Below are 20526 nucleotides of genomic sequence, written 5' to 3'. Positions count from 1 at the left end.
TCGTCCGCCGTCCCAAGGGGATATCGGGCAGAATCAGGCGACCGCGCGGATCACCTTGCCGACCTTGTCGACGATCTCGCCGATGTGGTCCTCGCTGAGGATCAGCGGCGGGGTCAGCGCCAGGGTGTCGCCGGCGATCCGCAGCATCAGCTCGTGGTCGTGGAAGCCCGCATTCATCGCGTCGAAGCCGCGCTTGCCGACCGCATCGGTGATCGGGGCGAGGTCGATGCCGGCGGTCAGGCCGACGGTGCGGATGTCGACCACATTCGGGGCCGACTTCAGCGACATCACCGCCTCGGCGAACTTCGGCTCCAGCGCCTTGGCGCGCTCGAACAGCTTCTCGTCGCGGTAGATATCGAGGGTGGCGATGCCGGCCGCGCAGGCCAGCGGGTGCGCCGAATAGGTATAGCCGTGAGCCAGCTCGACCGCGTGCTCGGGACCGGTCATGAACGCATCGTGGATCTCGGCCGAGGTGATCACGCCGCCCATCGGCACCGCACCATTGGTGACGCCCTTGGCGAAGGTGATCATGTCCGGGGTGACGCCATAGCGTTCGGACGCGAAGGCGTAGCCGAGACGGCCGTAGCCGGTGATGACCTCGTCGAAGATCAGCAGGATGCCGTGCTTCTTGGTGATCTCGCGCAGGCGCTTGAGGTAGCCCTTCGGCGCCGGCAGCACGCCGGTGGAGCCGGCCATCGGCTCGACGATCACCGCCGCGATGGTGTTGGCGCCGTGCAGGTTGACGAGGCCTTCGAGCGCGTCGGCGAAGTGCGCGCCGTATTCCGGTTCGCCCTTGGTGAAGGCCTGCTTGTCGCGATCATACGTCGCAGGCAGATGGTCGACGCCGTTAAGCAGCGGGCCGAACATCTTGCGGTTGTTGCCGATGCCGCCGACCGCGGTGCCGCCGAAGCCGACGCCATGATAGCCGCGCTCACGGCCGATCAGGCGGGTGCGCGAGCCCTGGCCCTTGATCTGCTGATAGGCGACTGCGATCTTCAGCGCGGTGTCGCCGGCTTCCGAGCCCGAATTGCAGAAGAACACGTGATCGAGGCCTTCCGGCGCCAGATCGGCGATCCGGGTGGCAAGCTCGAACGCCTTCGGCTGGCCGAACTGGAACGGCGGCGAGAAGTCGAGTTCGTCGGCCTGCGCCTTGATGGCTTCGGCGATTTCCTTGCGGCCGTGGCCCGCATTGGTGCACCACATGCCCGAAGCGGCATCGATGATCTTGCGGCCATCGGCGGTGATGTAGTGCATGCCTTCGGCACCCACGACCATTTTCGGCGCGCGCTTGAAGGCCCGGTTCGCGGTGAACGGCATCCAGAACGCGTTGAGATCGTTCGGCGCGTTGACGGCGGACGTGGGCTTGATCTTGTCTAACATGGCGCTCCTCATGCACTGCGCGGCCGGGGGTGAAAGGCGCGGCACGGTATCAGCTTCACGCCCCTACGGGAACGCCGCGAGCCAGCAAATTTCCGTGGGGCATCCATCTGTTAATGGACGCCACTGGCGAGGGATTTGCGCTGGATCACACAACCCAACCTTGCTGCAAAGGGCACCGGCTGGTACCAACCCGGCCCTGAGTTGAAAGGCGATCATGGCTGAGAAACCGAAAAAACCCTCGAAACTGCGCGCCCGGCTGCCGCGCGGCCTCGCCGATCGCGGGCCTGCCGAAATCGCGGCGACGCGCGCGATGGTGGAGAAGATCCGCGAGGTGTACGAACGCTACGGCTTCGAGCCGGTGGAGACTCCGGCGTTCGAATACACCGACGCGCTCGGCAAGTTCCTGCCCGATCAGGACCGCCCCAACGAGGGCGTGTTCTCGCTGCAGGACGACGACGAGCAGTGGATCAGCCTGCGCTACGACCTCACCGCGCCGCTGGCGCGCTACGTCGCCGAGAACTTTGATAGCTTGCCGAAGCCGTATCGCAGCTACCGGTTCGGCTGGGTGTTCCGCAACGAGAAGCCCGGCCCCGGCCGCTTCCGGCAGTTCATGCAGTTCGACGCCGACACCGTCGGCGCCCCCACCGCCGCGGCCGACGCCGAAATGTGCATGATGGCCGCCGACACCATGGAAGCGCTGGGCATCCCGCGCGGCAGCTACATGGTGAAGGTGAATAACCGCAAGGTGCTTGACGGCATCCGCGAAGCGCAAGGCATCGACAGCGACGCGCAGTGGCTCACCGTGATGCGCGCGATCGATAAGGCCGACAAGTTTCCGATCAAGGATATCATCTTACTACTTGGCGCCGGTCGTTGGGACGGCGGCGAGGAAGGCAAAGGCGACTTCACCAAGGGCGCCGGCCTGAACGACACGCAGATCCAGGCGATCATCAGCTTCATCGGCGACAAGGATGCCGGCGTCAGCACCCAGGGCGCCGACAACCAGGCGACGGTCGCCAACATGCGGGCGCGGGTCGAAGGTTCGAAGACCGGCGGCGACGGCGTCGCCGAACTCGCCACCATCGCGGAGCTGGCGGAAGCCGGCGGCTATGGCGATTGCATCCGCATCGATCCTTCCGTCGTCCGCGGCCTCGAGTACTACACGGGCCCGGTGTACGAGGTCGAACTGCTGCTCGAGACCAAGGACGAAAAGGGCCGCCCAATTCGGTTCGGCTCGGTCGGCGGCGGCGGGCGCTATGACGGTCTGGTGTCGCGCTTCCGCGGCGAGCCGGTGCCGGCGACCGGGTTCTCGATCGGCGTGTCGCGGCTGCAGGCGGCGCTGACGCTGATCGGCCAGCTCGATAACAAACCGCAGCCCGGCCCTGTCGTGGTCACCGTGTTCGGCGGCGAGATCGCCGGCTACCAAAAGATGGTCGCCACGCTTCGCAAAGCCGGCATCCGCGCCGAATTGTACTTGGGCAATCCCAAGCATTCGCTCGGCCAGCAGATGAAATACGCCGACAAGCGCAACTCGCCCTGCGCCATCATCCAGGGCTCGGACGAGAAGCAGCAGGGTATCGTGCAGATCAAGGACCTGATCCTGGGCGCCGAACTGGCGTCGCTGGAGAAGGACCGCGACGAGTACTTGAAGAAGCAGGCCGAGGCGCAATTCTCCTGCAAGGAAGACGAACTGGTCGCCAAGGTGCAGGAGTTGCTGCAGCGCCGCGGGGTGGTGTGGGGTTGAGCCTCAGCCCCTCATGGTGAGGAGGCGCGCAGCGCCGTCTCGAACCATGAGGCCGGGGCAAAGCTCAGCGTCGCTCGCGGCGCATCCTTCGAGACGCCCGGCTTCGCCGGGCTCCTCAGGATGAGGCCTTGAGTGAGGTCGCGGCTAGATTCCGGGGTTCGCGAGCTTTCGCTCGCGCCCCGGGAATGACGAACAAGAAGGACAAACGAGGGAGAGAAACTGAATGCCTGAGGTCACCATCAACATGGCGGCAGGACGCACCGACGAGCAGAAGGCGGCGATCATGCGCGACATCACCACCGCGATCGCCACCCATGCCGGGGTCGATCCCGAGAACATCGTCATCCAGATCAACGAAGCCCCGCTCACCAACAAGATGAAGGGCGGCAAGACCTTCGTCGAGCGCAAGGCCGCGCAAGGGAAGTAGCTCACCCTGTCCCATCCGTCGTCATTCCGGGGCGCTCACGACGTGAGCGAACCCGGAATCTCGCGCTGTCGAATGGTGGGCTGATCACTTCGGGATTCCGGGTTCGCCGCTCGCGCGGCGCCCCGGAATGGCGAGAGTGCGGCGGGGCAATTAGCAAGGAAGACTGCGATGGACGCACGCGACTTCATCACCGTCGGCATGAGCGCCGAGCGGCTGACCACGGTGACGCAGGACATCACCGTGCAGCACTTCGTGCCGTCGATGCCGGCGGTGTTCGCGACCCCTATGATGATCCTGGTGATGGAAATGACCTCGGGCGACGCGATCGCGCCGAAGCTTCCCCAAGGCTGGGTGACGGTCGGCAGCGAGGTCGACATCCGGCATTTGGCGCCGGCCTTCGTCGGCCAGACGGTGCGGACCACGGCGGTGGTGAGCGCGGTGGAGCGCCGGGTGATCCGGTTCGACGTCGCCTCGTTCCTCGGCGACCGCAAGGTCGGCGACGGCCGCCACGCCCGCGGCCTGGTCGACGTCGCGCTGTTCACCAAGCGCTTCGCCGAAGGCTGAGCCTCGCCCTGCTCCAAAAAACAAACGCGCCCCTCGATGAGGAGCGCGCCGTAGAGCTGTGCGGAAGACGAAGGGTCGGCCGGCTTACGCCGCGACGTGATCCGGGAACACCGCCTCGATCTTGGTCTTCAGCGTCGCCGCGTTGAACGGCTTGACGATGTAGTTGTTGACGCCCGCCTTCTTGGCCGCGATCACGTTCTCGGTCTTCGACTCCGCGGTGATCATGATGAACGGGGTCTGCGACAGGTTCGGATCGGCGCGCACTTCCTTCAGCAGGTCGTAGCCGGTCATCGGCTCCATGTTCCAGTCGGAGATCACCAGGCCGTACTTCTTGGTGCGCATCTTGGCGAGCGCTGCCGAGCCGTCGCTGGCGTCATCGATATTCTCAAAACCAAGCTGCTTGAGAAGATTACGAATGATCCGGATCATGGTGCTGTAATCGTCCACCACCAAAACCGACATCGACAAATCAACCGCCATCTTCAACTCCCCAAGGCGCCGCAGGGTGGCTCGACCACCGCCCGACCGGCCGGCTAACGCAGGTTCTCTTGAAAGCCCTGGCGTACAACCGCCGGTCTTTCGCAAAGCAAGAACTAGCATCGGGGGTTAAACAGCGCGTTAATTGGGCTTCTGCGGCCAAATCGCCCAGCGCGGCCAAACTACTTGAAAAGTCGCAGGATTTGGAACCGGGCCGGCCTCGTAGTCGTACGGGGCTGGCGTCCGGATCGTCAAACCATGGCGGCGCAGGCCGCGCCCTGCTAGGGGACGGGCCATGAATTATCGCCACGCTTTCCACGCCGGAAATTTCGCCGACGTCATCAAACACCTCGTGCTGGTCCGCATCCTGACGTACCTGCACGACAAGCCGGCCGCCTTCCGGGTGATCGATACCCACGCCGGCGCCGGCCTGTACGACCTGACCAGCGAGGAGGCCCGCCGCGGCGGCGAATGGGCGACCGGGATCGCCCGGGTGCTGCAGGCGCGGTTTTCCGACGAGGCCTACGCGCTGATCGCGCCCTATCTCGATATCGTCCGGGCGTTCAACCCGCAGCGCGAGCTCACCGCCTATCCGGGCTCGCCGCTGATCGCCCGCGCCCTGCTCCGCCCCCAGGACAGCCTGGTGGCCTGCGAGCTCGAACCGGTGGCGCGCAAGCACCTGATCGCGGCGCTGCGCCACGACCCGCAGGGCCGGGTGGTCGATCTCGACGGCTGGACCGGACTCACCGCTTACGTGCCGCCGAAGGAGCGGCGCGGGCTGGTGCTGATCGACCCGCCATTCGAGCGCAAGGACGAGTTCGAGCAGATGGCCGCCAAGTTCGCCGCCGCCCACGCCAAGTGGCCGACCGGCGTGTATCTGCTGTGGTACCCGGTCAAGAACCGCCGCGCCACCGAGGCGCTGGCGGCTGCCGTGGCCGAGACCGCCGCCGCGGGCGGCGAAGGCAAGTGCCTGCGGCTGGAGTTTAGCGTGGCGCCACAGCAGTCCGACGGACCGCTGACGTCGACCGGCCTGCTGATCGTCAACCCGCCCTGGACGCTGGCCGATGAGCTGAGAACCGTTCTCCCCGAATTGGAGCGTCCGCTCGGCCTTGGTGGGGTCGGTCGTTACCGTCTTGAATTCCCGAAGTCTTGATTACTCATTGGCTGCCCCCAACAGCTTGCGAAAAGTCGCAACTCGACCGTAGGCAATCCGCTAAATTCCGTATTATGCTAGTTTCATTGGACTGGCTTTACGTTCCGCTTCCGCGAATGGGGGCGGCGGAGTGACAAGGCCTCAAAGCGTATTTTGATTGGACCCGCAGTCAGTAGCAGGTCCCGCTCTCGGCCAAGCTATCCGGCAGCGAAATGCCAGGTCGCACCGATGCGCCGGCGCGCGTCGGAAAGCATGCTGGGAGGAGTTTCCGGAATGGCAATGACGGGAACGGTGAAGTTCTTCAACGGCGAGCGCGGCTACGGCTTCATCAAGCCCGATGACGGTGGCCGCGATGTGTTCGTGCACATTACCGCAGTCGAACGGGCCGGCTTGAAAGACTTGACCGAGGGACAGCGTATTTCATTCGAAGTGGAGCCTGACAAGAAGGGCAAAGGCCCCAAGGCGGTCAACTTGGTGATCTCGCCGTAATCGGCTCGGAAAGCTGCAGCGTCACGGCGGCGCTGCACGGGTTGGGACGGGGCGCAACGACGTTGGCGCGTGCCGTTAGGTAGCGCGCAGTGAGTTCGGGCATGGGCGACGCGGGCATCACGCGGACGCTCCTTCCCGAAGCGATGGCGTTTCGCTTGCTGCCGACTTGCAGCATTTTGCAAAGCGCGGCCTTCGCAACAGCCTCCTTTCGCAAACCACATCACGCGACGCTTAGAGCGCTTCATCGATTGATTGAAGCGGATTTGGCCTTTGCCAAGCGTCCGAAGTCCTCATCCTGAGGAGCCCGGCAAAGCCGGGCGTCTCGAAGGATGAGGAGCCACATCGCCTGCGGCGCATGGTTCGAGACGGCGCTTCGCGCCTCCTCACCATGAGGCTCTACAAGCTGCGGCCGCTAGGAAGTTCGGTCCTGATTCTGTCAAAAGCAGAGATGCTCTAGGCGGCAGAGCCTGCCGGCGGCGCGCTACGGCTGGTGATAAGTCGGCGCTGCATCCACGAACGCAGCCACTGATAAAGAAAATCCCGGCCGGAAAACCGGCCGGGAGTGGATGATCCAAGTTTCTTGGTCTCGAAGGCTGCTTCGCGAACCTTGTTCGCAAAGGTTTTAGTCGCGACGATGAGGCGCGGCTTAGAAGTGATAGTTGATGCCGGCGCGGACCAACCCGGCGTTGTAGCCGTTCGGCATGCCGGTGATGAAGAAGTTGCTGGTCGACAGGCTCATGTACAGGTACTCGACCTTGGCGCTCAGCTTCGGCGCGAAGGCGAATTCGGCGCCGGCGCCGACCGTCCAGCCCGCAGAGCTGTGGCTCTCCGAGGCGAACACGTTCTGGCCCTTGAGCTGGCCGAACGCCAGACCGCCGGTGGCGTAGATCAGCACGTCGTTCATCGCGTAGCCGATGCGGCCACGGCCGGTGCCGAACCACGGGTTCGAGAACTTGTACTGCGCGAAAGTGTCGTCCGCGGTCGAGAACTGAATGTCGCCCTCGAGACCGAACACGATGTTGCCGGACTGCCAGTTGTAGCCGCCCTGCACGCCGCCGGAGAAGCCCGACGGCTTGGTGATGTTGTTGGTGACGTTGCCCCAGGAGTAGCCGAGGTTGCCGCCGAGATAGGGACCGGCCCAACTGAAGGCGTTGAGCGGCTGATTGACCGTATAGGGCGCATTCGACCGGTAATAACCCATGTCGGCCGCCTGAGCCGTCGACACGCTTGCGGCGATCACGGCCGCCGCTGCCAGTGTAACTTTACGCATCTTACTCTCCTCGACGACCCGCCCGCGCCAGCGGCGGCGCAGTCTGCGTCCGGTCATCGGCCTCCCGCGGCCGATGGGAAAATGTCCCGAATGGTTACGGCTTTCCTCTCTTTTCCCGTCGAATTTATCGAGAGTTTTAAGTTAAACGGTTCTTAACCCGCGGACCGATCCGGCGCGCATTGTTAACAAAATCTTACTTCCCGGCGTTCGCGGCAACACCATGGCAAGACAGCGGAATTTCCGGCGGCCCCGGTTCCGCCGAGGCCCTGCGCTGGCAACCGCGGAAGCGAGCGCATAGGTTGGAGCCGCCATGATTCATGATCCCGCCGAGCCGCCTGCGGCCGCGGCCGAACCACCGCTCGACACCGCCTCTCCCGTGGCCCCGGCGCCCGCCGCCGACGCGCGCCCGGATGCCGCCCCCCAAGACATCGACACCGCCACTGCGGAGCTGACGGTCGAGGAGGACGACGAGGCACGTCTGCCGGAGGCCGAAGACGAGACCGAGGCCGACGCAGCCGCTCAGCCCGCTGCCGGACCGATGGCGGTCGGCCGCTCGGCGATCGCGCGCGCGGTGCGACTCGCCCCGACCTCGCCGGGCGTCTACCGGATGCTGAACGCCGAGCGCGACGTGCTCTATGTCGGCAAGGCCAAGAACGTGAAGAAGCGGCTGGCGTCCTACGCCCGGCCCACCGGCCAGGTGTTGCGGATCGCCCGGATGATCGCGCTGACCGTCGAGGTCGAGGTGATCTCCACCACGACCGAGACCGAGGCGCTGCTGCTCGAAGCCAATCTGATCAAGCAGCTGCGGCCGCGCTTCAACGTCCAGCTCCGCGACGACAAGTCGTTTCCCTACATCCTGATCACCGGCGACCATTGGGCGCCGCAGATCCTCAAACACCGCGGCGCGCAGAGCCGTCCGGGGCGGTATTTCGGTCCGTTCGCCTCGGCCGGGGCGGTCAACCGCACCATCACGGCGCTGCAGCGGGCGTTCCTGGTGCGATCCTGCACCGACTCGTTCTTCGAAAGCCGGACGCGGCCTTGCCTGCTGTATCAAATCCGGCGCTGCGCCGGCCCGTGCACCGGCGAAGTCGACTTCCCCGGCTACAGCGAGCTGGTGCGCGAAGCGACCGACTTCCTGTCCGGCCGCAGCCGGGCGGTGAAGCAGCTGCTGGCGGCCGAAATGGAGAAGGCCTCGGAGGAGCTGGAGTTTGAGACCGCGGCGCTGTACCGCGACCGTCTCGCCGCGCTGTCGGCGATCCAGTCCCAGCAGGGCATCAATCCGCGCACGGTCGAGGAAGCCGACGTGTTCGCCATCCATCAGGACGGCGGCTACTCCTGCGTCGAGGTGTTCTTCTTCCGCACCGGCCAGAACTGGGGCAACCGCGCCTACTTCCCTCGCGCCGAGAAGTCGTTCACGCCGGCCGAAGTGCTCGGTGCGTTCGTGGCGCAGTTCTACGACGACAAGCCGCCGCCGAAGCTGATCCTGCTGTCGCACGAGATCGAAGAGGCCGAGTTGCTGGCCGACGCGCTGTGCGTCAAGGCCGGCCACAAGATCGAGATCACCGTGCCGAAGCGCGGCGAGAAGAAGGAACTGGTCGCCCACGCCCAGACCAACGCGCGCGAAGCGCTCGGCCGCAAGCTCGCCGACACCGCGACCCAGGCGCGGCTGCTGGAAAACCTCGCCACCACGCTCGGCCTGCCGAAGACGCCGCAGCGGATCGAGGTGTACGACAACAGCCACATCCAGGGCACCAACGCGGTCGGCGCGATGATCGTCGCCGGCCCGGACGGCTTCATCAAGAACCAGTACCGCAAGTTCAACATCCGCTCCGAGGGCCTGACGCCGGGCGACGACTACGCGATGATGCGCGAGGTGCTGCAGCGGCGGTTCAAGCGGTTGGTGAGCTCACAGACCGACGGCGACGCCGCCAAGCCGAAGGACGACGACGTCCCGCAGTGGCCGGACCTTGTGATCATCGACGGCGGCCGCGGCCAGCTCAACGCCGCGCGCGAAGCGTTGTCCGGCATCGGCCTGACCGATCAGGTCACCCTGCTCGGCGTCGCCAAGGGACCGGATCGGGACGCCGGACGCGAGACCCTGTTCCTGCCGGACCGCGACGCCATCAAGCTCGAGCCGCGCGACCCGGTGCTGTATTTCATCCAGCGGCTGCGCGACGAGGCGCATCGCTTCGTGATCGGGTCGCATCGCACGCTGCGCAAGAAGGACATCCGCGAAGCCGGCCTGCAGGAAATCCCCGGCATCGGCCCGACGCGCAAGCGCGCGCTGCTGCTGCATTTCGGCACGCTGAAGGAAATCGAACGGGCCTCGATCGCCGATCTCGGCAAGGTTCCGGGCATCAGCGCCGAAAGCGCCAAGCGAATCTTCGAGTTTTTCCATGCCCGTCCGGACTGACACACCGGCAGCCCCCGACCAAAGTCGGCGGCGCCGAAGGCGGCTGCGCCCAATGCGGATTTCACCTTTTCCTGATACGGAACGAGAGCAGCCGGGTCGGAGGTTGACCTTCCGTCGCGGGCAGTATTGGTAAGTCACGATGAACAACGTCTCGACGAGAGCGCCGGTGCGGGGAACGAAGACGTCGCTGACGCTTCCGAACATCCTCACCTATGCCCGCATCGCGGCGATCCCGGTGGTTGTCGGCTGCATCTTCGCGCAGTCGATCCTCGGCGGTCCGCTGGCGCTGCGCTGGGTGGCCCTGGCGGTGTTCATCGCCGCGGCGATCACCGATTTTCTCGACGGCCATTTCGCCCGGATCTGGGATCAGCAGTCGGCGTTCGGCCGGATGCTCGATCCGATCGCCGATAAGCTGCTGGTAGCATCCTGCCTGCTGATGCTCGCCGCCGACAGCATCATCCACGGCTGGACGCTGTGGGCCGCCATCGTGATTCTGTGCCGCGAGATCCTGGTGTCGGGGCTGCGCGAATATCTCGCCGCGCTCCGCGTCAGCGTGCCGGTGACCCGGCTGGCGAAGTGGAAGACCACCGCACAGCTGGTCGCGATCGGCTTCCTGCTCGCGGGCGAAGCCGGTGACGAGGTGCTGCCGTTCACCACCGAGATCGGCGTCTCGCTGCTGTGGCTGTCGGCGCTGCTGACGATGTACACCGGCTACGACTATTTCCGCGCCGGCATCCACCATCTGATCGAAGAGGATCAGGCATGAAGGTGAAGTATTTCGCCTGGGTGCGCGAGCGGATCGGCGTCGACGAAGAGACCGTCGAGCCGCCGGCGGCGGTCGCGACGGTCGCCGACCTGATCGGGTGGCTGGCGGCGCGCGGCGACGGCTATGCGCTGGCGTTCGAAAAACCCGGCGTGATCCGCGCCGCGATCGATCGCGCGCATGTCCGCGCCGAGACGCCGATCCAAGGCGCCCGCGAGGTCGCGTTCTTCCCGCCGATGACCGGCGGCTGAGCCGGCGCAACGCACGGGATGATCCGATGACCGTTCCGGTGACCATCCGTATTCAGGAAGCCGATTTCGATCTCGCCGCCGAGACCGCGGCGATGACGAAGGGCCGCACCGACATCGGCGCGGTGGTGTCGTTCACCGGCCTGTGCCGCGGCGTCGAAGGCGACGACACCGTCGCGGCGCTGACGCTGGAGCACTATCCCGGCATGGCCGAGGAGGAGATCCAGCGCCACGCCGATGAGGCGATCAAACGCTGGCCGATCACCGCGCTGACGATCATCCACCGCGTCGGCCGGCTGGTGCCGGGCGACAACATCGTGCTGGTGCTAACCGCCTCGGCGCATCGCCAGGCGGCGTTCGCGGCGGCGGAATTTCTGATGGACTATCTCAAGGCCAACGCGCCGTTCTGGAAGCGCGAGGAGCGCTCCGGCGAGTCGCGTTGGGTCGAGGCGCACAGCCGCGACGACGCCGCGCTGGCGCGATGGAGCAAGGATTGATGGCGAAGAAGGCGACCGCGACAACCAAGAAGGCGGGCAAACCGAAAGCACCGACGGCGAGATCCGCCAAGGCCAAGCCGGCCAGGCGCGGCGCGCCCCCGAAGGCCGCGGCCGCCAAGCCGCCGAAGGTGGCGCCGGGCGAACTGGTGACGCTGCTCGATTTCGTCCGCTACGCGGTCAGCCGGTTCGCCGAAGCCGGCGTGGTGTTCGCGCACGGCACCACCGATCCGATTGCCGAAGCCGTGTTCCTGATCGGCGAGACGCTGCACCTGCATCCCGATCAGTTCGAGATGTTCGCCTCCGCCCGCGTCACTGCGCGTGAAGCTGCCGCGATCCTCGGCCTGATCGAGCGCCGGATCGCCGCGCGGCTGCCGGCGGCGTATCTGGTGAACAAGATCTACATGCGCGGTGTGCAGTTCTACGTCGACGAGCGGGTGATCGTGCCGCGCTCCTATATCGGCGAATTGCTGGACTCGCATTTCGACGGCGGCGATACCTCGCTGATCGACGCGCCTGAGGCGGTCGAGCGCGTGCTCGACCTCTGCACCGGTTCGGGCTGCCTGGCGATCCTCGCGGCCTACGCCTTCCCGAACGCGACGGTCGACGCCGTTGACCTGTCGAAGGACGCACTCGCGGTCGCGACCCGCAACGTCGCCGAACACCGGCTCGACGATCGCGTCAGCCTGTATCACGGCGACCTGTTCGGCCCGCTCGGCGACGAGCATTACGACCTGATCATCACCAACCCGCCTTACGTCGACGCCGACGGAATGGCGAGCCTGCCGGCCGAATGCCGCGCCGAGCCGGCGATGGCGTTCGACGGCGGCGACGATGGTCTGACGATCATCCGCCGCATCCTCGCCGAGGCGAAGGATCATTTGACGCCGGACGGCGGCCTACTGTGCGAAGTCGGCCGCTGCCGGCCGCAGATCGAAGACGAATTCCCTCAGCTCCCGCTGCTGTGGCTCGACAGCGAAGACTCCGAAGCCGAAGTGTTCTGGATCGCCGCAGGGGATTTGTAAGGTCCTGCGCGCACCGTAATTCCGGGGCGCGAACGCTGTTCGCGAACCCGGAATCTCGACCTGTTCTGCGCCGTGCGAAACAACCTCTGGATTCCGGGTTCGCTCGCTTTGCGAGCGCCCCGGAATGACGTCGAAAAAAAACGGACTACTCGCCCTCGCCGAACCGCAGGAATGTGAACTCGGTGTCGTCATAGGCGCGGCGGGCGAGTTCGGTGTAGCCGGCCGGGGCCGTGAAGCCAGCATCCTTGGCTTCCTCGACGATCACCAGCGCGCCCGGCAGCAGCCAGCCGCCGTCGCGCAGCGACGCGAGGGAAGCCTCCGCAAGCTGCTTGCGGTATGGCGGATCGAGGAACGCGACGCCGAACGGCTCGACCGGATGCGCCGGCCCGAGATTGGCGGCATCGCGGCGATATACTTTGCTGACACCGCCGAGCCCGAGCGCCTCGACATTGGCGCGCAGCAATGCGCGCGCCTCGGCGCCGTTGTCGACGAACAGCACGAACTTAGCGCCACGCGACGACGCCTCGATACCCAGCGCGCCGGTGCCGGCGAACAGGTCGAGCACCCGCGCATCGAGCAGCGGATTCTCATAAGCGTGCATCAGAATGTTGAACACCGACTCGCGCAACCGGTCCGCCGTCGGCCGAATATCCCGCGACGTCGGCGCCACCAGATTGCGCCCCCGCAGCCGTCCGCCGATCACGCGCATGGGAGTGCTCGTAGAGATTGCAGGTAGCTCGAAACGAACGAGGCGCGCTCCCCTCCCCCTTGCGGGGAGGGGTCGGGGGTGGGGGTCCACAAGCAAAACCTTGCTTCGTAGCTACCCCCCACCCCGACCCTCCCCCGCAAGGGGGGAGGGAGCACAAGCGCCGTGCCGTCGATCAGCATGAAACCGAACTCACTCGTCCCGCGGCGCGGCGTCGCGTTTGCCGTGGTAGCGGCGGGCGGGGCCGCGCGACAGCGGGCGATTGCCGCCTTCGCTGGCAGTGCGTTCGACCTTGACCTTGCGGCCCTTGCGATCTTCGACCGCGCCGCGCTTGGTAATCGTCTTCTTCGGCGCGGGGGCAGCCTCGGCCACCGCCCACTCCTCGGCGGACACGACCTTGCCGGCGCGCGGCTTCGGCTTGGTCTCGCTCGGCGACGGGCCGGCGAAGTCGCAGCCGGCGAGCGCAATCACCTTCTCGCCGAGCTGATCGCGCAGCACGCGGGTCTTGACCTCGTCGACCTCGCCTTCGCCGAGCTCGAGCAGTTGGAACGGACCGTAGGAGACGCGGATCAGCCGGTTCACTTCGAGGCCGAGATGCGCCAGCACGTTGCGGACTTCGCGGTTCTTGCCCTCGCGGATCGCGAACACCAGCCAGACATTGGCGCCCTGATCGCGCTCCAGCTTGGCCTCGATCGGGCCATACTGCACGCCGTCGACCTCGATGCCGTTCTGCAATTCGTCGAGCTGGGCCTGGGTGATTTCGCCGTGGGCGCGGACGCGGTAGCGCCGCAGCCAGCCGGTCTCGGGCAGTTCGAGCGCGCGCGCCAGGCCGCCGTCATTAGTGAGCAGCAGCAGGCCCTCGGTGTTGAAGTCGAGCCGGCCGATCGAGATCAGCCGCGGCAAGCCTTCGGGCAGATTATCGAACACCGTCGGCCGGCCTTCCGGATCGCTGTGGGTCGTCATTAGCCCGCGCGGCTTGTGATACAGGAACAGCCGCGTGCGCTCGCGCTCCGGCAACGGCTTGCCGTCGATGGTGATGACGTCGCTGGCTTTGACGTCGAGCGCCGGTGAATCGATCACCTTGCCATTGACGGTGACACGGCCTTCCGTGATCCACGTCTCGGCATCGCGGCGCGAGCACAGCCCGGCGCGCGCCACCACCTTGGCGATGCGCTCGCCGGCCTTGTCGGACTTCGCGGGAGCGGCTGGCTTACGCTTGGCCGCTGCCGGATCCTGCTTGCGGAACGCTCCGCGGCCGCCGAACGCCGGACGCTTGGCGAAGACCCTGCTGTCGTCCTCATTGTCGCGGCGCGGACGATCGAAGCCGCGCTCCTCGTCCCGACCCTTGCGGGGACGATCGAAGCCGCGGCCTTCGCTGCGCGGATGCTCGTGCCAGTCGCCGTGCTTGGCGGCGCGGTCGCGCTGCGGGCGATCCTCACGCGGACGGTCGCTGCGGGGACGGTCACTCCGCGGGCGATCCTCGCGGGGACGATCAAAGCTGCGTTCGCGGAACGGACGCTGTTCGCCACGCTCGCCGTCGCGGGGGCGCGAGAATTTCGGCCGGTCGCCGCCGCGTTCCGGACGGTCCGAGCGCTCACCACGATCGAACCTGGGCTTGTCGCCGCGAGCCTTGTCGAACCGCGGCTTGTCTTCCCGATCCCGATCGAAGCGCGGCTTGTCGTCACGCGATTTCGAGAACCGCGGCTTGTCGAAGCCGCCCTTGTCGAACTTGCGGTCGCGATCGCCCCCGGCACGCGCCGGCCGATCCTCACGGGCCCGCCACGGCTTCTCGTCACCGCGGTCGCGGCCAGGCTCGCCGTCACGCTGGAACGGACGCTTCGGCCGATCAGCAAAATCCCGCTTGGGGCGGTCACCGAAATCCCGCTTCGGCCGATCACCAAACTCCTTGCGCGGCCCCCGCTCGGCACGATCGCCGCCGCTGCGCGCGGGCCTATCGTCGCGGCCAAAACGGGGACGCGGCGCCTCACCGTCTTCGCGGCGCGGACGGTCGGAAAAGTCGCGGCGCGGCGCGGCACCGTCGCGCTTGGCATAGGGCCGCTTGCCCTCGCCGCCGAACGACGAGCGCTTTGCATCGCCGCCGAACGACTTCTTGGCGTAGCTCTTCTCGCCGCGGGCCTCGCCGGCGCCTTCGGCGGCGCGCTTGGCGAACTTCTTCTCCGGCCCGCGGGCCGCGCCCGAGCGGCCCTTGCCGCCGAACGCTCCCTTGCCACCGGCGCCGGCTTTGCCGCCGAAACTGCCTTTGCTGCCCTGCCGGTCGCGGCGGCCGCGCGCAGAATCGTTGTCTTTACGGGTGTCGCGGGGCATGACTGGTCTTTCTATCGAAACACGAAATGGGGCTCAGGCAGTCGGGAACGGCTCGCAGGCCGCGCGCTCCGATTGAAACGCGCATGGTCACGCAAAACAGCCATCCACTTTTGCTGAAGTCGGTCTCCTAGCAGAGTTTTCGGGTCGAGACGAGCCAAGAACGACGATGACGGCTTCCACTTTCATGGAATTGGCGCTGGCCGAGGCGGCCGCGGCCGGAGCCGCCGGCGAGGTGCCGATCGGCTGCGTGATCGTCCGCGACGGCGTGGTGATCGCCAAAGCCGGCAACCGCACCCTGACCGACCGCGACCCCACCGCCCATGCCGAACTGCTGGCAATCCGGGAGGCCGCAGCCAAGCTCGGCAGCGAGCGGCTGGTCGATTGCGACCTCTACGTCACGCTGGAGCCGTGCACGATGTGCGCCGGCGCGATCTCGTTCGCGCGGATCCGGCGCCTGTATTTCGGCGCATTCGATCCGAAGGGCGGCGCGGTCGAATCCGGCGTGAGGTTCTACGGCCAGCCGACCTGCCATCACGCGCCGGAAGTGTATTCCGCCGTCGGCGAGCGCGAAGCCGCGACGATGCTGCGGGAGTTCTTCAGGGCCCGGCGCTGAAGAACTTCACCAAAGCCTCGGCGGTCTGGTCCGGCGCTTCCTCGGGCAGGAAATGCCCGGATTCGATCGGCGCGCCCTGCACGTCGGACGCCCATTTTCTCCAGACATCGAGCGGCGTCGCGGCCGACTGCGCGATGCCAGAGGCGCCCCACAGCGCCAGCATCGGCACCGGGATCTTGTTGCCGGCTTCGACATCGGCCTTGTCGTGCTCGAAATCCGCATAGGCGCCGGCGCGGTAGTCTTCGCACATCACGTGCCGCCGCATCGGGTCGGCAAACGCGATGCGGTAGTGCTCGATAGCCTGCGGATCGAACGCGGAAAGATCACCGGCCCGAGTCCAGCTCGCCAGCTTGGCCTTCACGTAGAAATCGGGATCGCCGCCGAGCAGGTTTTCTGGCAGCGGCGCCGGCTGCGCCAGGAAGCTCCAGTGATAGATCTTCAGCGCATAGGCGCGGTTCATCCGCTGCCAGTATTCGTAGGTCGGCAGGATATCGAGCACCGCGAGCTTCGACAGCCGGCCCGGCGAATCCAGCGCCATCCGATAGCTGACGCGGGCGCCGCGGTCGTGTCCGGCGAGTGCGAAATGCACGTGGCCGAGCTGCTCCATCGCCTCGATCAGCTGCTTGGCCATCGCCCGCTTGGTGTAGGGCGTGTGCTGATCGTCGCTCTCCGGCATATCGGACCAGCCGTAGCCGGGCAGATCGGCGACGATCACCTTGAAGCGCTCGGCCAGCCTCGGCGCGACGCGGTGCCACATCACATGGGTCTGCGGAAAGCCGTGCAGCAACAACAGCGGCGGCCCGTCGCCGCCGACGCGCGCGAAGATCCGGCCCGACGAGGTGTTGATCCATTCCGAGCCGAAGCCCGGAAACAAGTCGGCGAGATCGGGCATCGGCGGTCTCTCCATTGTTGTTAGTCTCCGTCATGGCCGGGCTCGTCCCGGCCATCCACGCCTTCGCGGCGGTTAGGCCCTAAAGACGTGGATGCCCGGGACGAGCCCGGGCATGACGACGTATCAGGTCTTACTACGATACTTAACGCAACTACTTCCCTCGTCGTTCCCGCGCCACCGCCTGCCAGCCGATGTCGCGGCGGCAGAAGCCTTCGGGCCAGTTGATCACGCCGATCGCCTCGTAGGCGCGGCGCTGTGCCTCGGCGACGGTCTTGGCCGACGCGGTCACGGCAAGCACCCGGCCGCCATTGGCGAGCACCCAGTCGCCCGACGCCACCGTGCCGGCGTGGAAGATCTGCACGCCCGGAATCGTCTCGGCACGGTCGAGCCCGGCGATGCGGGTGCCCTTTTCGTAATGGCCCGGATAGCCCTTGGCGGCCATCACCACGGTCAGCGCCGGCTCGTCGTGCCAGCGCAGACTGATATGCGAGAGCTGGCCGTCGGCGCAGGCGAGCAGCGCCGGCACGATATCGTCCTTCATCCGGATCATCAGCACCTGACATTCCGGATCGCCGAAGCGGACGTTGTATTCGATCAGCTGCGGACCATCCTCGGTGATCATCAGCCCGGCGAACAGCACGCCCTTGAACGGCGCCCCCATCGCTTTCATGGCCTTCAGCGTCGGGTAGATGATCTGCTGCATCGCCTGCTGACAGATCGCATCGGTCATCACCGGCGCCGGCGAATACGCCCCCATGCCGCCGGTGTTCGGTCCCTTGTCGCCGTCATAGGCGCGCTTGTGATCCTGCGCGGTGGCAAGCGGCAGCGCGTGCTCGCCGTCGCACAGCACGAAGAACGACGCCTCCTCGCCGACCAGGAAATCCTCGACCACCACTTCGACGCCGGCATTGCCGAGGCCGCCGCCAAACATCATGTCGATCGCGGCCTCCGCTTCGGCCAGCGTGCTCGCCACCACGACGCCCTTGCCGGCGGCAAGACCGTCGGCCTTGATCACGATCGGCGCGCCCTGGGCGCGGATATAGGCCTTGGCTTCGTTCGGATCGCCGAACCGCTCATAGGCGGCGGTCGGAATGTTGTGCGCCTTGCATAGATCCTTGGTGAAGCCCTTGGAGCTTTCGAGCTGCGACGCCGTCCGGCTCGGTCCGAACGCCTTGATGCCGGCCGCGGCCAGATCGTCGACGATCCCGGCGGCGAGCGGCGCTTCCGGCCCGACCACCACGAAGTCGACCTGATTGGCCTTGCAGAACTCGACCACGGCCTGGTGGTTGCCGACGTCCAGCGCCACGCAGGTCGCCTCGCGAGCGATCCCGGCATTGCCCGGCGCGCACCACAGCGTGGTGACCAGCGGCGAGGCCGCGATCTTCCAGGCCAGCGCATGTTCGCGCCCGCCCGAGCCGAGGAGAAGGATGTTCATGAAGGGAAGCTCGCACCATTGCCCGTTTGGCGCAGGGTGTAACACGGCAGCCCGCTGCCGCAACAATCGCCGGTGCGGCTATCACAGCTTCTTCAGACCGCCGCCGGATCCGCCGGGCGGCCCCGATAGGCCCGCAGCGGCGTAATGGTCAAGATCGCTACTCCGGCGCGCTGCCGGCGATGATTTCGCGCAAGCCAGCAACATGCCGGGCGAAGGCGGCACGGCCGGCGGCGGTCGCCGTCACCGTGGTCTGCGGCTTCTTGCCGACGAACGCTTTGTCGACCGCGACATATCCGGCCCGCGCCAACGTCTCGATATGCGCCCCGAGATTGCCGTCGGTCGCCCCGGTCAGCTTCTTCAGGCGGACGAATTCGAGTCCCTGGCGCTCCGGCAGCGCGTTCAGCGCCGCCATGATCTTCAGCCGCAGCGGCTGGTGAATGATGTCGTCGAGTTCGGCCATGATCAATCCCGGCGCATCCACAATCCGCCAAGGATCAGCCCGCCGCCGTTGACCATCGCCATCCACAGGTCGAACCAATCGCCGCTGAAGACATAGCCGATCAGCGTCAGCGCGATGATGGCGACCCCGATCACCACGAAGGCACGGCCGACCCAAAGACCGGCGATGCTGTACACCATCATGAAATAGATCGGCCAGAACACGCCGAGTTCGCGCGGGCCGAAATGGCCGAGAAAGCAGTTGAGATAGCCGAACGCGAAAAACAGCAAGAGCGCGAGCGGAATCCGGACGTCGAAGCCAACGCCGCTGCGCCGGCGCACGAACATGCCGATCGCAAAGGTGCCGCAGACGCCGATAGCGTTGACCGCGACCCAGAGCCAGCCGGCGGAACGCGGCCACAGATAGGAAGCGAGATAGCCGGCGAGCACCAGCGCGCCCCATTGCATCAGGATCAGGCTGGTCAGCTGGTAGATCCGCGACCGGCGCACCCGCCGAACGATCACCTCGATATCCGACAGCGCCTCGGCGGCCTGCTTGGCGTCGATACTGCTCATGAGCCGGCTCCGGCGCCGACGACCACATCGGCGATGCGCGACAACGCCGATGGATCGGCGACGATGCCCATGTGATCGACGCCGGGCAGCAACTTGACGCTGACGCGGTCACCCATCGTGGACTGATAGTTCTCGGGGCGCATCAGTTCATCAGCCGCGCCGACCATGACGGTGATTGGGCTCGTGGCGCCGGCGAGATCGGAGCGGAAATCGCGGCTCGGCCCGAAGCCGGTCAGCAACCGGAACGAATAAGCTGTGGTGACGTATTTCTCCGACCCCGCCGGGACCGCAAAGGCCACCACCGGAAGCTGGTCGCAGCAGGCGACGCCGAAGCCGCGCAACACATCGAGCGCGATGATGCGCGGCAGGTCAGGCGAGGCCCAGCCGCCGCTGCCGGGCCGATTGGTCGGTTCGCGGTAGCCGAGATAAGGCGCCAGCAGCACGGTCCGGGCGATGGCTCCGCCGACCGGCGAGCCCGCCATTCGCAGCGCGAAGCCGCCGCCGGAGGAATGGCCGACCAGAACCAGCGGCGCGCCCGGCCGCGCCGCCTGCACCATCGCGACCAGATCGGCGAAGTCATCCCCGAGCTGGCCGCGATAGCCGATGTCGCCGCGCGTGCCTGAACCGCCGTGGCCGCGGATATCCGGCACGAAGGTCTCGACGCCGCGCGCGGCGAGCGCCTGCGCCAGCGCATGCACCGCAATGCTGGAGCCAGCCGAGCCGTGGACCACGATTGCGACTTCTCGGCGTCCGTCCTGCTGTGGCTGGTAGCGGCGGTAGGCCAGCTCGGTGCCGTCGCGGGCCTGAAACCGCGACAGCGCCGGCATCGCGCTGCGATCGACCGCTCGGGCGCCTTTGTCGATCGAGGCCAGCGGCGCGGGCTTCGTCACCGGCACGGCGATCGCTACGGCAAAGGCCAGCGCCACCAGACCGACCCCGCCCAGCAGGTATCCCCCGACCCGCAGCCCTGCCCGCACCACTTTCATACCGGCGTCCTCGTCATGTTATAGAGAACTCTGTATTACAGAGTGTATCGCCCAGCAAGGTAGCCGGAACCGCAAAGACTCCCTACGTTGCCAGCTCCTCAACACACC

General features: G+C 66.5%; 22 protein-coding genes. 12 read left to right on the top strand and 10 right to left on the bottom strand.

Features of this window, described 5'->3' with window-relative positions; all coding sequences use genetic code 11:
* Positions 1–33: 33 nt before the first annotated feature.
* The gene (locus RPPS3_RS06315; protein ID WP_107343330.1) at positions 34–1380 is read right to left on the bottom strand and encodes an aspartate aminotransferase family protein; all 1347 of its coding nucleotides are present in this window, start codon (positions 1378–1380) and stop codon (positions 34–36) included.
* A gap of 214 nt (positions 1381–1594) precedes the next feature.
* Here RPPS3_RS06315 and hisS point away from each other — a divergent pair, with 214 nt between their 5' ends.
* The 3 genes from hisS to RPPS3_RS06300 all read left to right on the top strand — a co-directional run bounded on the left by hisS (position 1595) and on the right by RPPS3_RS06300 (position 4115).
* Entirely contained in the window at positions 1595–3124 is a 1530-nt protein-coding gene (gene hisS, locus RPPS3_RS06310; RefSeq protein WP_107343329.1) for a histidine--tRNA ligase, read from the top strand.
* Between the two features lie 223 nt (positions 3125–3347).
* Positions 3348–3551, top strand: a complete 204-nt coding sequence (locus RPPS3_RS06305) for a tautomerase family protein (RefSeq protein WP_107343328.1) — start codon at positions 3348–3350, stop codon at positions 3549–3551.
* Between the two features lie 168 nt (positions 3552–3719).
* Positions 3720–4115: a thioesterase family protein gene (locus tag RPPS3_RS06300; RefSeq protein ID WP_107343327.1), complete on the top strand. Its 396-nt coding sequence runs from the start codon at positions 3720–3722 to the stop codon at positions 4113–4115.
* Between the two features lie 84 nt (positions 4116–4199).
* On the opposite strand, the gene RPPS3_RS06295 is transcribed toward RPPS3_RS06300, so the two are convergent.
* Positions 4200–4595, bottom strand: coding sequence for a response regulator (locus RPPS3_RS06295; RefSeq protein ID WP_011156739.1), 396 nt, complete (start codon positions 4593–4595; stop codon positions 4200–4202).
* Between the two features lie 292 nt (positions 4596–4887).
* Between RPPS3_RS06295 and RPPS3_RS06290 the strand changes: the two genes are divergently transcribed.
* The 3 genes from RPPS3_RS06290 to RPPS3_RS24435 all read left to right on the top strand — a co-directional run bounded on the left by RPPS3_RS06290 (position 4888) and on the right by RPPS3_RS24435 (position 6533).
* Positions 4888–5745: a 23S rRNA (adenine(2030)-N(6))-methyltransferase RlmJ gene (locus tag RPPS3_RS06290; protein ID WP_107343326.1), complete on the top strand. Its 858-nt coding sequence runs from the start codon at positions 4888–4890 to the stop codon at positions 5743–5745.
* A 273-nt stretch (positions 5746–6018) separates the two neighbouring features.
* Positions 6019–6234 carry a cold-shock protein gene (locus tag RPPS3_RS06285; RefSeq protein ID WP_012494873.1) on the top strand — a complete coding sequence of 72 codons (216 nt, stop codon included), beginning with the start codon at positions 6019–6021 and terminating at the stop codon, positions 6232–6234.
* Positions 6235–6335: 101 nt separating this feature from the next.
* A complete protein-coding gene (locus tag RPPS3_RS24435) occupies positions 6336–6533 on the top strand; it encodes a hypothetical protein (RefSeq protein ID WP_159060649.1) in 198 nt (65 codons plus the stop codon).
* 347 nt (positions 6534–6880) lie between these two features.
* Here the strand turns inward: RPPS3_RS24435 and RPPS3_RS06280 are convergent, their stop codons facing one another.
* Positions 6881–7504, bottom strand: coding sequence for an outer membrane protein (locus RPPS3_RS06280; RefSeq protein ID WP_012494872.1), 624 nt, complete (start codon positions 7502–7504; stop codon positions 6881–6883).
* A 310-nt stretch (positions 7505–7814) separates the two neighbouring features.
* Here RPPS3_RS06280 and uvrC point away from each other — a divergent pair, with 310 nt between their 5' ends.
* From uvrC to prmB, 5 genes are all read left to right on the top strand, one after another.
* Positions 7815–9917, top strand: coding sequence for an excinuclease ABC subunit UvrC (uvrC, locus tag RPPS3_RS06275; protein WP_107343325.1), 2103 nt, complete (start codon positions 7815–7817; stop codon positions 9915–9917).
* Positions 9918–10056: 139 nt separating this feature from the next.
* Positions 10057–10683 carry a CDP-diacylglycerol--glycerol-3-phosphate 3-phosphatidyltransferase gene (gene pgsA, locus RPPS3_RS06270; protein ID WP_011156734.1) on the top strand — a complete coding sequence of 209 codons (627 nt, stop codon included), beginning with the start codon at positions 10057–10059 and terminating at the stop codon, positions 10681–10683.
* Entirely contained in the window at positions 10680–10931 is a 252-nt protein-coding gene (gene moaD, locus RPPS3_RS06265) for a molybdopterin converting factor subunit 1 (RefSeq protein WP_107343324.1), read from the top strand. Before pgsA ends, moaD begins: the two co-directional genes overlap by 4 nt.
* 26 nt (positions 10932–10957) lie before the next feature.
* On the top strand, positions 10958–11425 hold the full coding sequence (locus RPPS3_RS06260) for a molybdenum cofactor biosynthesis protein MoaE (RefSeq protein WP_107343323.1): 468 nt from the start codon (positions 10958–10960) through the stop codon (positions 11423–11425).
* On the top strand, positions 11425–12447 hold the full coding sequence (prmB, locus tag RPPS3_RS06255) for a 50S ribosomal protein L3 N(5)-glutamine methyltransferase (RefSeq protein WP_107343322.1): 1023 nt from the start codon (positions 11425–11427) through the stop codon (positions 12445–12447). The genes RPPS3_RS06260 and prmB overlap by 1 nt, the downstream gene beginning before the upstream one ends.
* 145 nt (positions 12448–12592) lie before the next feature.
* Here the strand turns inward: prmB and rsmD are convergent, their stop codons facing one another.
* Both rsmD and RPPS3_RS06240 read right to left on the bottom strand, forming a co-directional pair.
* Positions 12593–13174, bottom strand: coding sequence for a 16S rRNA (guanine(966)-N(2))-methyltransferase RsmD (gene rsmD, locus RPPS3_RS06250; RefSeq protein WP_283812319.1), 582 nt, complete (start codon positions 13172–13174; stop codon positions 12593–12595).
* A 171-nt stretch (positions 13175–13345) separates the two neighbouring features.
* Positions 13346–15478: a pseudouridine synthase gene (locus RPPS3_RS06240; RefSeq protein ID WP_107343320.1), complete on the bottom strand. Its 2133-nt coding sequence runs from the start codon at positions 15476–15478 to the stop codon at positions 13346–13348.
* A gap of 166 nt (positions 15479–15644) precedes the next feature.
* On the opposite strand from RPPS3_RS06240, the gene RPPS3_RS06235 reads away from it, so the two are divergent.
* Positions 15645–16091 carry a nucleoside deaminase gene (locus RPPS3_RS06235; protein WP_047309020.1) on the top strand — a complete coding sequence of 149 codons (447 nt, stop codon included), beginning with the start codon at positions 15645–15647 and terminating at the stop codon, positions 16089–16091.
* On the opposite strand, the gene RPPS3_RS06230 is transcribed toward RPPS3_RS06235, so the two are convergent.
* The 5 genes from RPPS3_RS06230 to RPPS3_RS06210 all read right to left on the bottom strand — a co-directional run bounded on the left by RPPS3_RS06230 (position 16075) and on the right by RPPS3_RS06210 (position 20418).
* Entirely contained in the window at positions 16075–16983 is a 909-nt protein-coding gene (locus RPPS3_RS06230; protein ID WP_107343319.1) for an alpha/beta fold hydrolase, read from the bottom strand. The two genes, RPPS3_RS06235 and RPPS3_RS06230, sit on opposite strands and share 17 nt — an antisense overlap.
* Positions 16984–17134: 151 nt before the next feature.
* The gene (gene purD, locus RPPS3_RS06225) at positions 17135–18418 is read right to left on the bottom strand and encodes a phosphoribosylamine--glycine ligase (protein ID WP_107343318.1); all 1284 of its coding nucleotides are present in this window, start codon (positions 18416–18418) and stop codon (positions 17135–17137) included.
* 157 nt (positions 18419–18575) lie between these two features.
* Positions 18576–18878: a transcriptional regulator gene (locus RPPS3_RS06220; protein ID WP_107343317.1), complete on the bottom strand. Its 303-nt coding sequence runs from the start codon at positions 18876–18878 to the stop codon at positions 18576–18578.
* Positions 18879–18880: 2 nt separating this feature from the next.
* Positions 18881–19432, bottom strand: a complete 552-nt coding sequence (locus RPPS3_RS06215) for a hypothetical protein (RefSeq protein ID WP_107343316.1) — start codon at positions 19430–19432, stop codon at positions 18881–18883.
* Positions 19429–20418 (bottom strand): alpha/beta hydrolase, encoded by a 990-nt coding sequence (locus RPPS3_RS06210; RefSeq protein ID WP_107343315.1) that lies wholly within the window; start codon positions 20416–20418, stop codon positions 19429–19431. The genes RPPS3_RS06215 and RPPS3_RS06210 overlap by 4 nt, the downstream gene beginning before the upstream one ends.
* Between the last annotated feature and the right edge of the window lie 108 nt (positions 20419–20526).

This window comes from Rhodopseudomonas palustris (assembly GCF_003031265.1).
Taxonomy (GTDB): domain Bacteria; phylum Pseudomonadota; class Alphaproteobacteria; order Rhizobiales; family Xanthobacteraceae; genus Rhodopseudomonas; species Rhodopseudomonas palustris_H.
The sequence above is the reverse complement of the archived record's forward strand: the minus strand, read 5'-3'. Positions and strand labels throughout refer to the sequence as shown.

Excerpts from the sequence above, each read along its gene's own strand:
- RPPS3_RS06315 (WP_107343330.1), bottom strand. The coding sequence starts at position 1,380 with ATGTTAGACAAGATCAAGCCCACGTCCGCCGTCAACGCGCCGAACGAT.
- hisS (WP_107343329.1), top strand. The coding sequence starts at position 1,595 with ATGGCTGAGAAACCGAAAAAACCCTCGAAACTGCGCGCCCGGCTGCCG.
- RPPS3_RS06305 (WP_107343328.1), top strand. The coding sequence starts at position 3,348 with ATGCCTGAGGTCACCATCAACATGGCGGCAGGACGCACCGACGAGCAG.
- RPPS3_RS06300 (WP_107343327.1), top strand. The coding sequence starts at position 3,720 with ATGGACGCACGCGACTTCATCACCGTCGGCATGAGCGCCGAGCGGCTG.
- RPPS3_RS06295 (WP_011156739.1), bottom strand. The coding sequence starts at position 4,595 with ATGGCGGTTGATTTGTCGATGTCGGTTTTGGTGGTGGACGATTACAGC.
- RPPS3_RS06290 (WP_107343326.1), top strand. The coding sequence starts at position 4,888 with ATGAATTATCGCCACGCTTTCCACGCCGGAAATTTCGCCGACGTCATC.
- RPPS3_RS06285 (WP_012494873.1), top strand. The coding sequence starts at position 6,019 with ATGGCAATGACGGGAACGGTGAAGTTCTTCAACGGCGAGCGCGGCTAC.
- RPPS3_RS24435 (WP_159060649.1), top strand. The coding sequence starts at position 6,336 with ATGGGCGACGCGGGCATCACGCGGACGCTCCTTCCCGAAGCGATGGCG.
- RPPS3_RS06280 (WP_012494872.1), bottom strand. The coding sequence starts at position 7,504 with ATGCGTAAAGTTACACTGGCAGCGGCGGCCGTGATCGCCGCAAGCGTG.
- uvrC (WP_107343325.1), top strand. The coding sequence starts at position 7,815 with ATGATTCATGATCCCGCCGAGCCGCCTGCGGCCGCGGCCGAACCACCG.
- pgsA (WP_011156734.1), top strand. The coding sequence starts at position 10,057 with ATGAACAACGTCTCGACGAGAGCGCCGGTGCGGGGAACGAAGACGTCG.
- moaD (WP_107343324.1), top strand. The coding sequence starts at position 10,680 with ATGAAGGTGAAGTATTTCGCCTGGGTGCGCGAGCGGATCGGCGTCGAC.
- RPPS3_RS06260 (WP_107343323.1), top strand. The coding sequence starts at position 10,958 with ATGACCGTTCCGGTGACCATCCGTATTCAGGAAGCCGATTTCGATCTC.
- prmB (WP_107343322.1), top strand. The coding sequence starts at position 11,425 with ATGGCGAAGAAGGCGACCGCGACAACCAAGAAGGCGGGCAAACCGAAA.
- RPPS3_RS06240 (WP_107343320.1), bottom strand. The coding sequence starts at position 15,478 with ATGCCCCGCGACACCCGTAAAGACAACGATTCTGCGCGCGGCCGCCGC.
- RPPS3_RS06235 (WP_047309020.1), top strand. The coding sequence starts at position 15,645 with ATGACGGCTTCCACTTTCATGGAATTGGCGCTGGCCGAGGCGGCCGCG.
- RPPS3_RS06230 (WP_107343319.1), bottom strand. The coding sequence starts at position 16,983 with ATGCCCGATCTCGCCGACTTGTTTCCGGGCTTCGGCTCGGAATGGATC.
- purD (WP_107343318.1), bottom strand. The coding sequence starts at position 18,418 with ATGAACATCCTTCTCCTCGGCTCGGGCGGGCGCGAACATGCGCTGGCC.
- RPPS3_RS06220 (WP_107343317.1), bottom strand. The coding sequence starts at position 18,878 with ATGGCCGAACTCGACGACATCATTCACCAGCCGCTGCGGCTGAAGATC.
- RPPS3_RS06215 (WP_107343316.1), bottom strand. The coding sequence starts at position 19,432 with ATGAGCAGTATCGACGCCAAGCAGGCCGCCGAGGCGCTGTCGGATATC.
- RPPS3_RS06210 (WP_107343315.1), bottom strand. The coding sequence starts at position 20,418 with ATGAAAGTGGTGCGGGCAGGGCTGCGGGTCGGGGGATACCTGCTGGGC.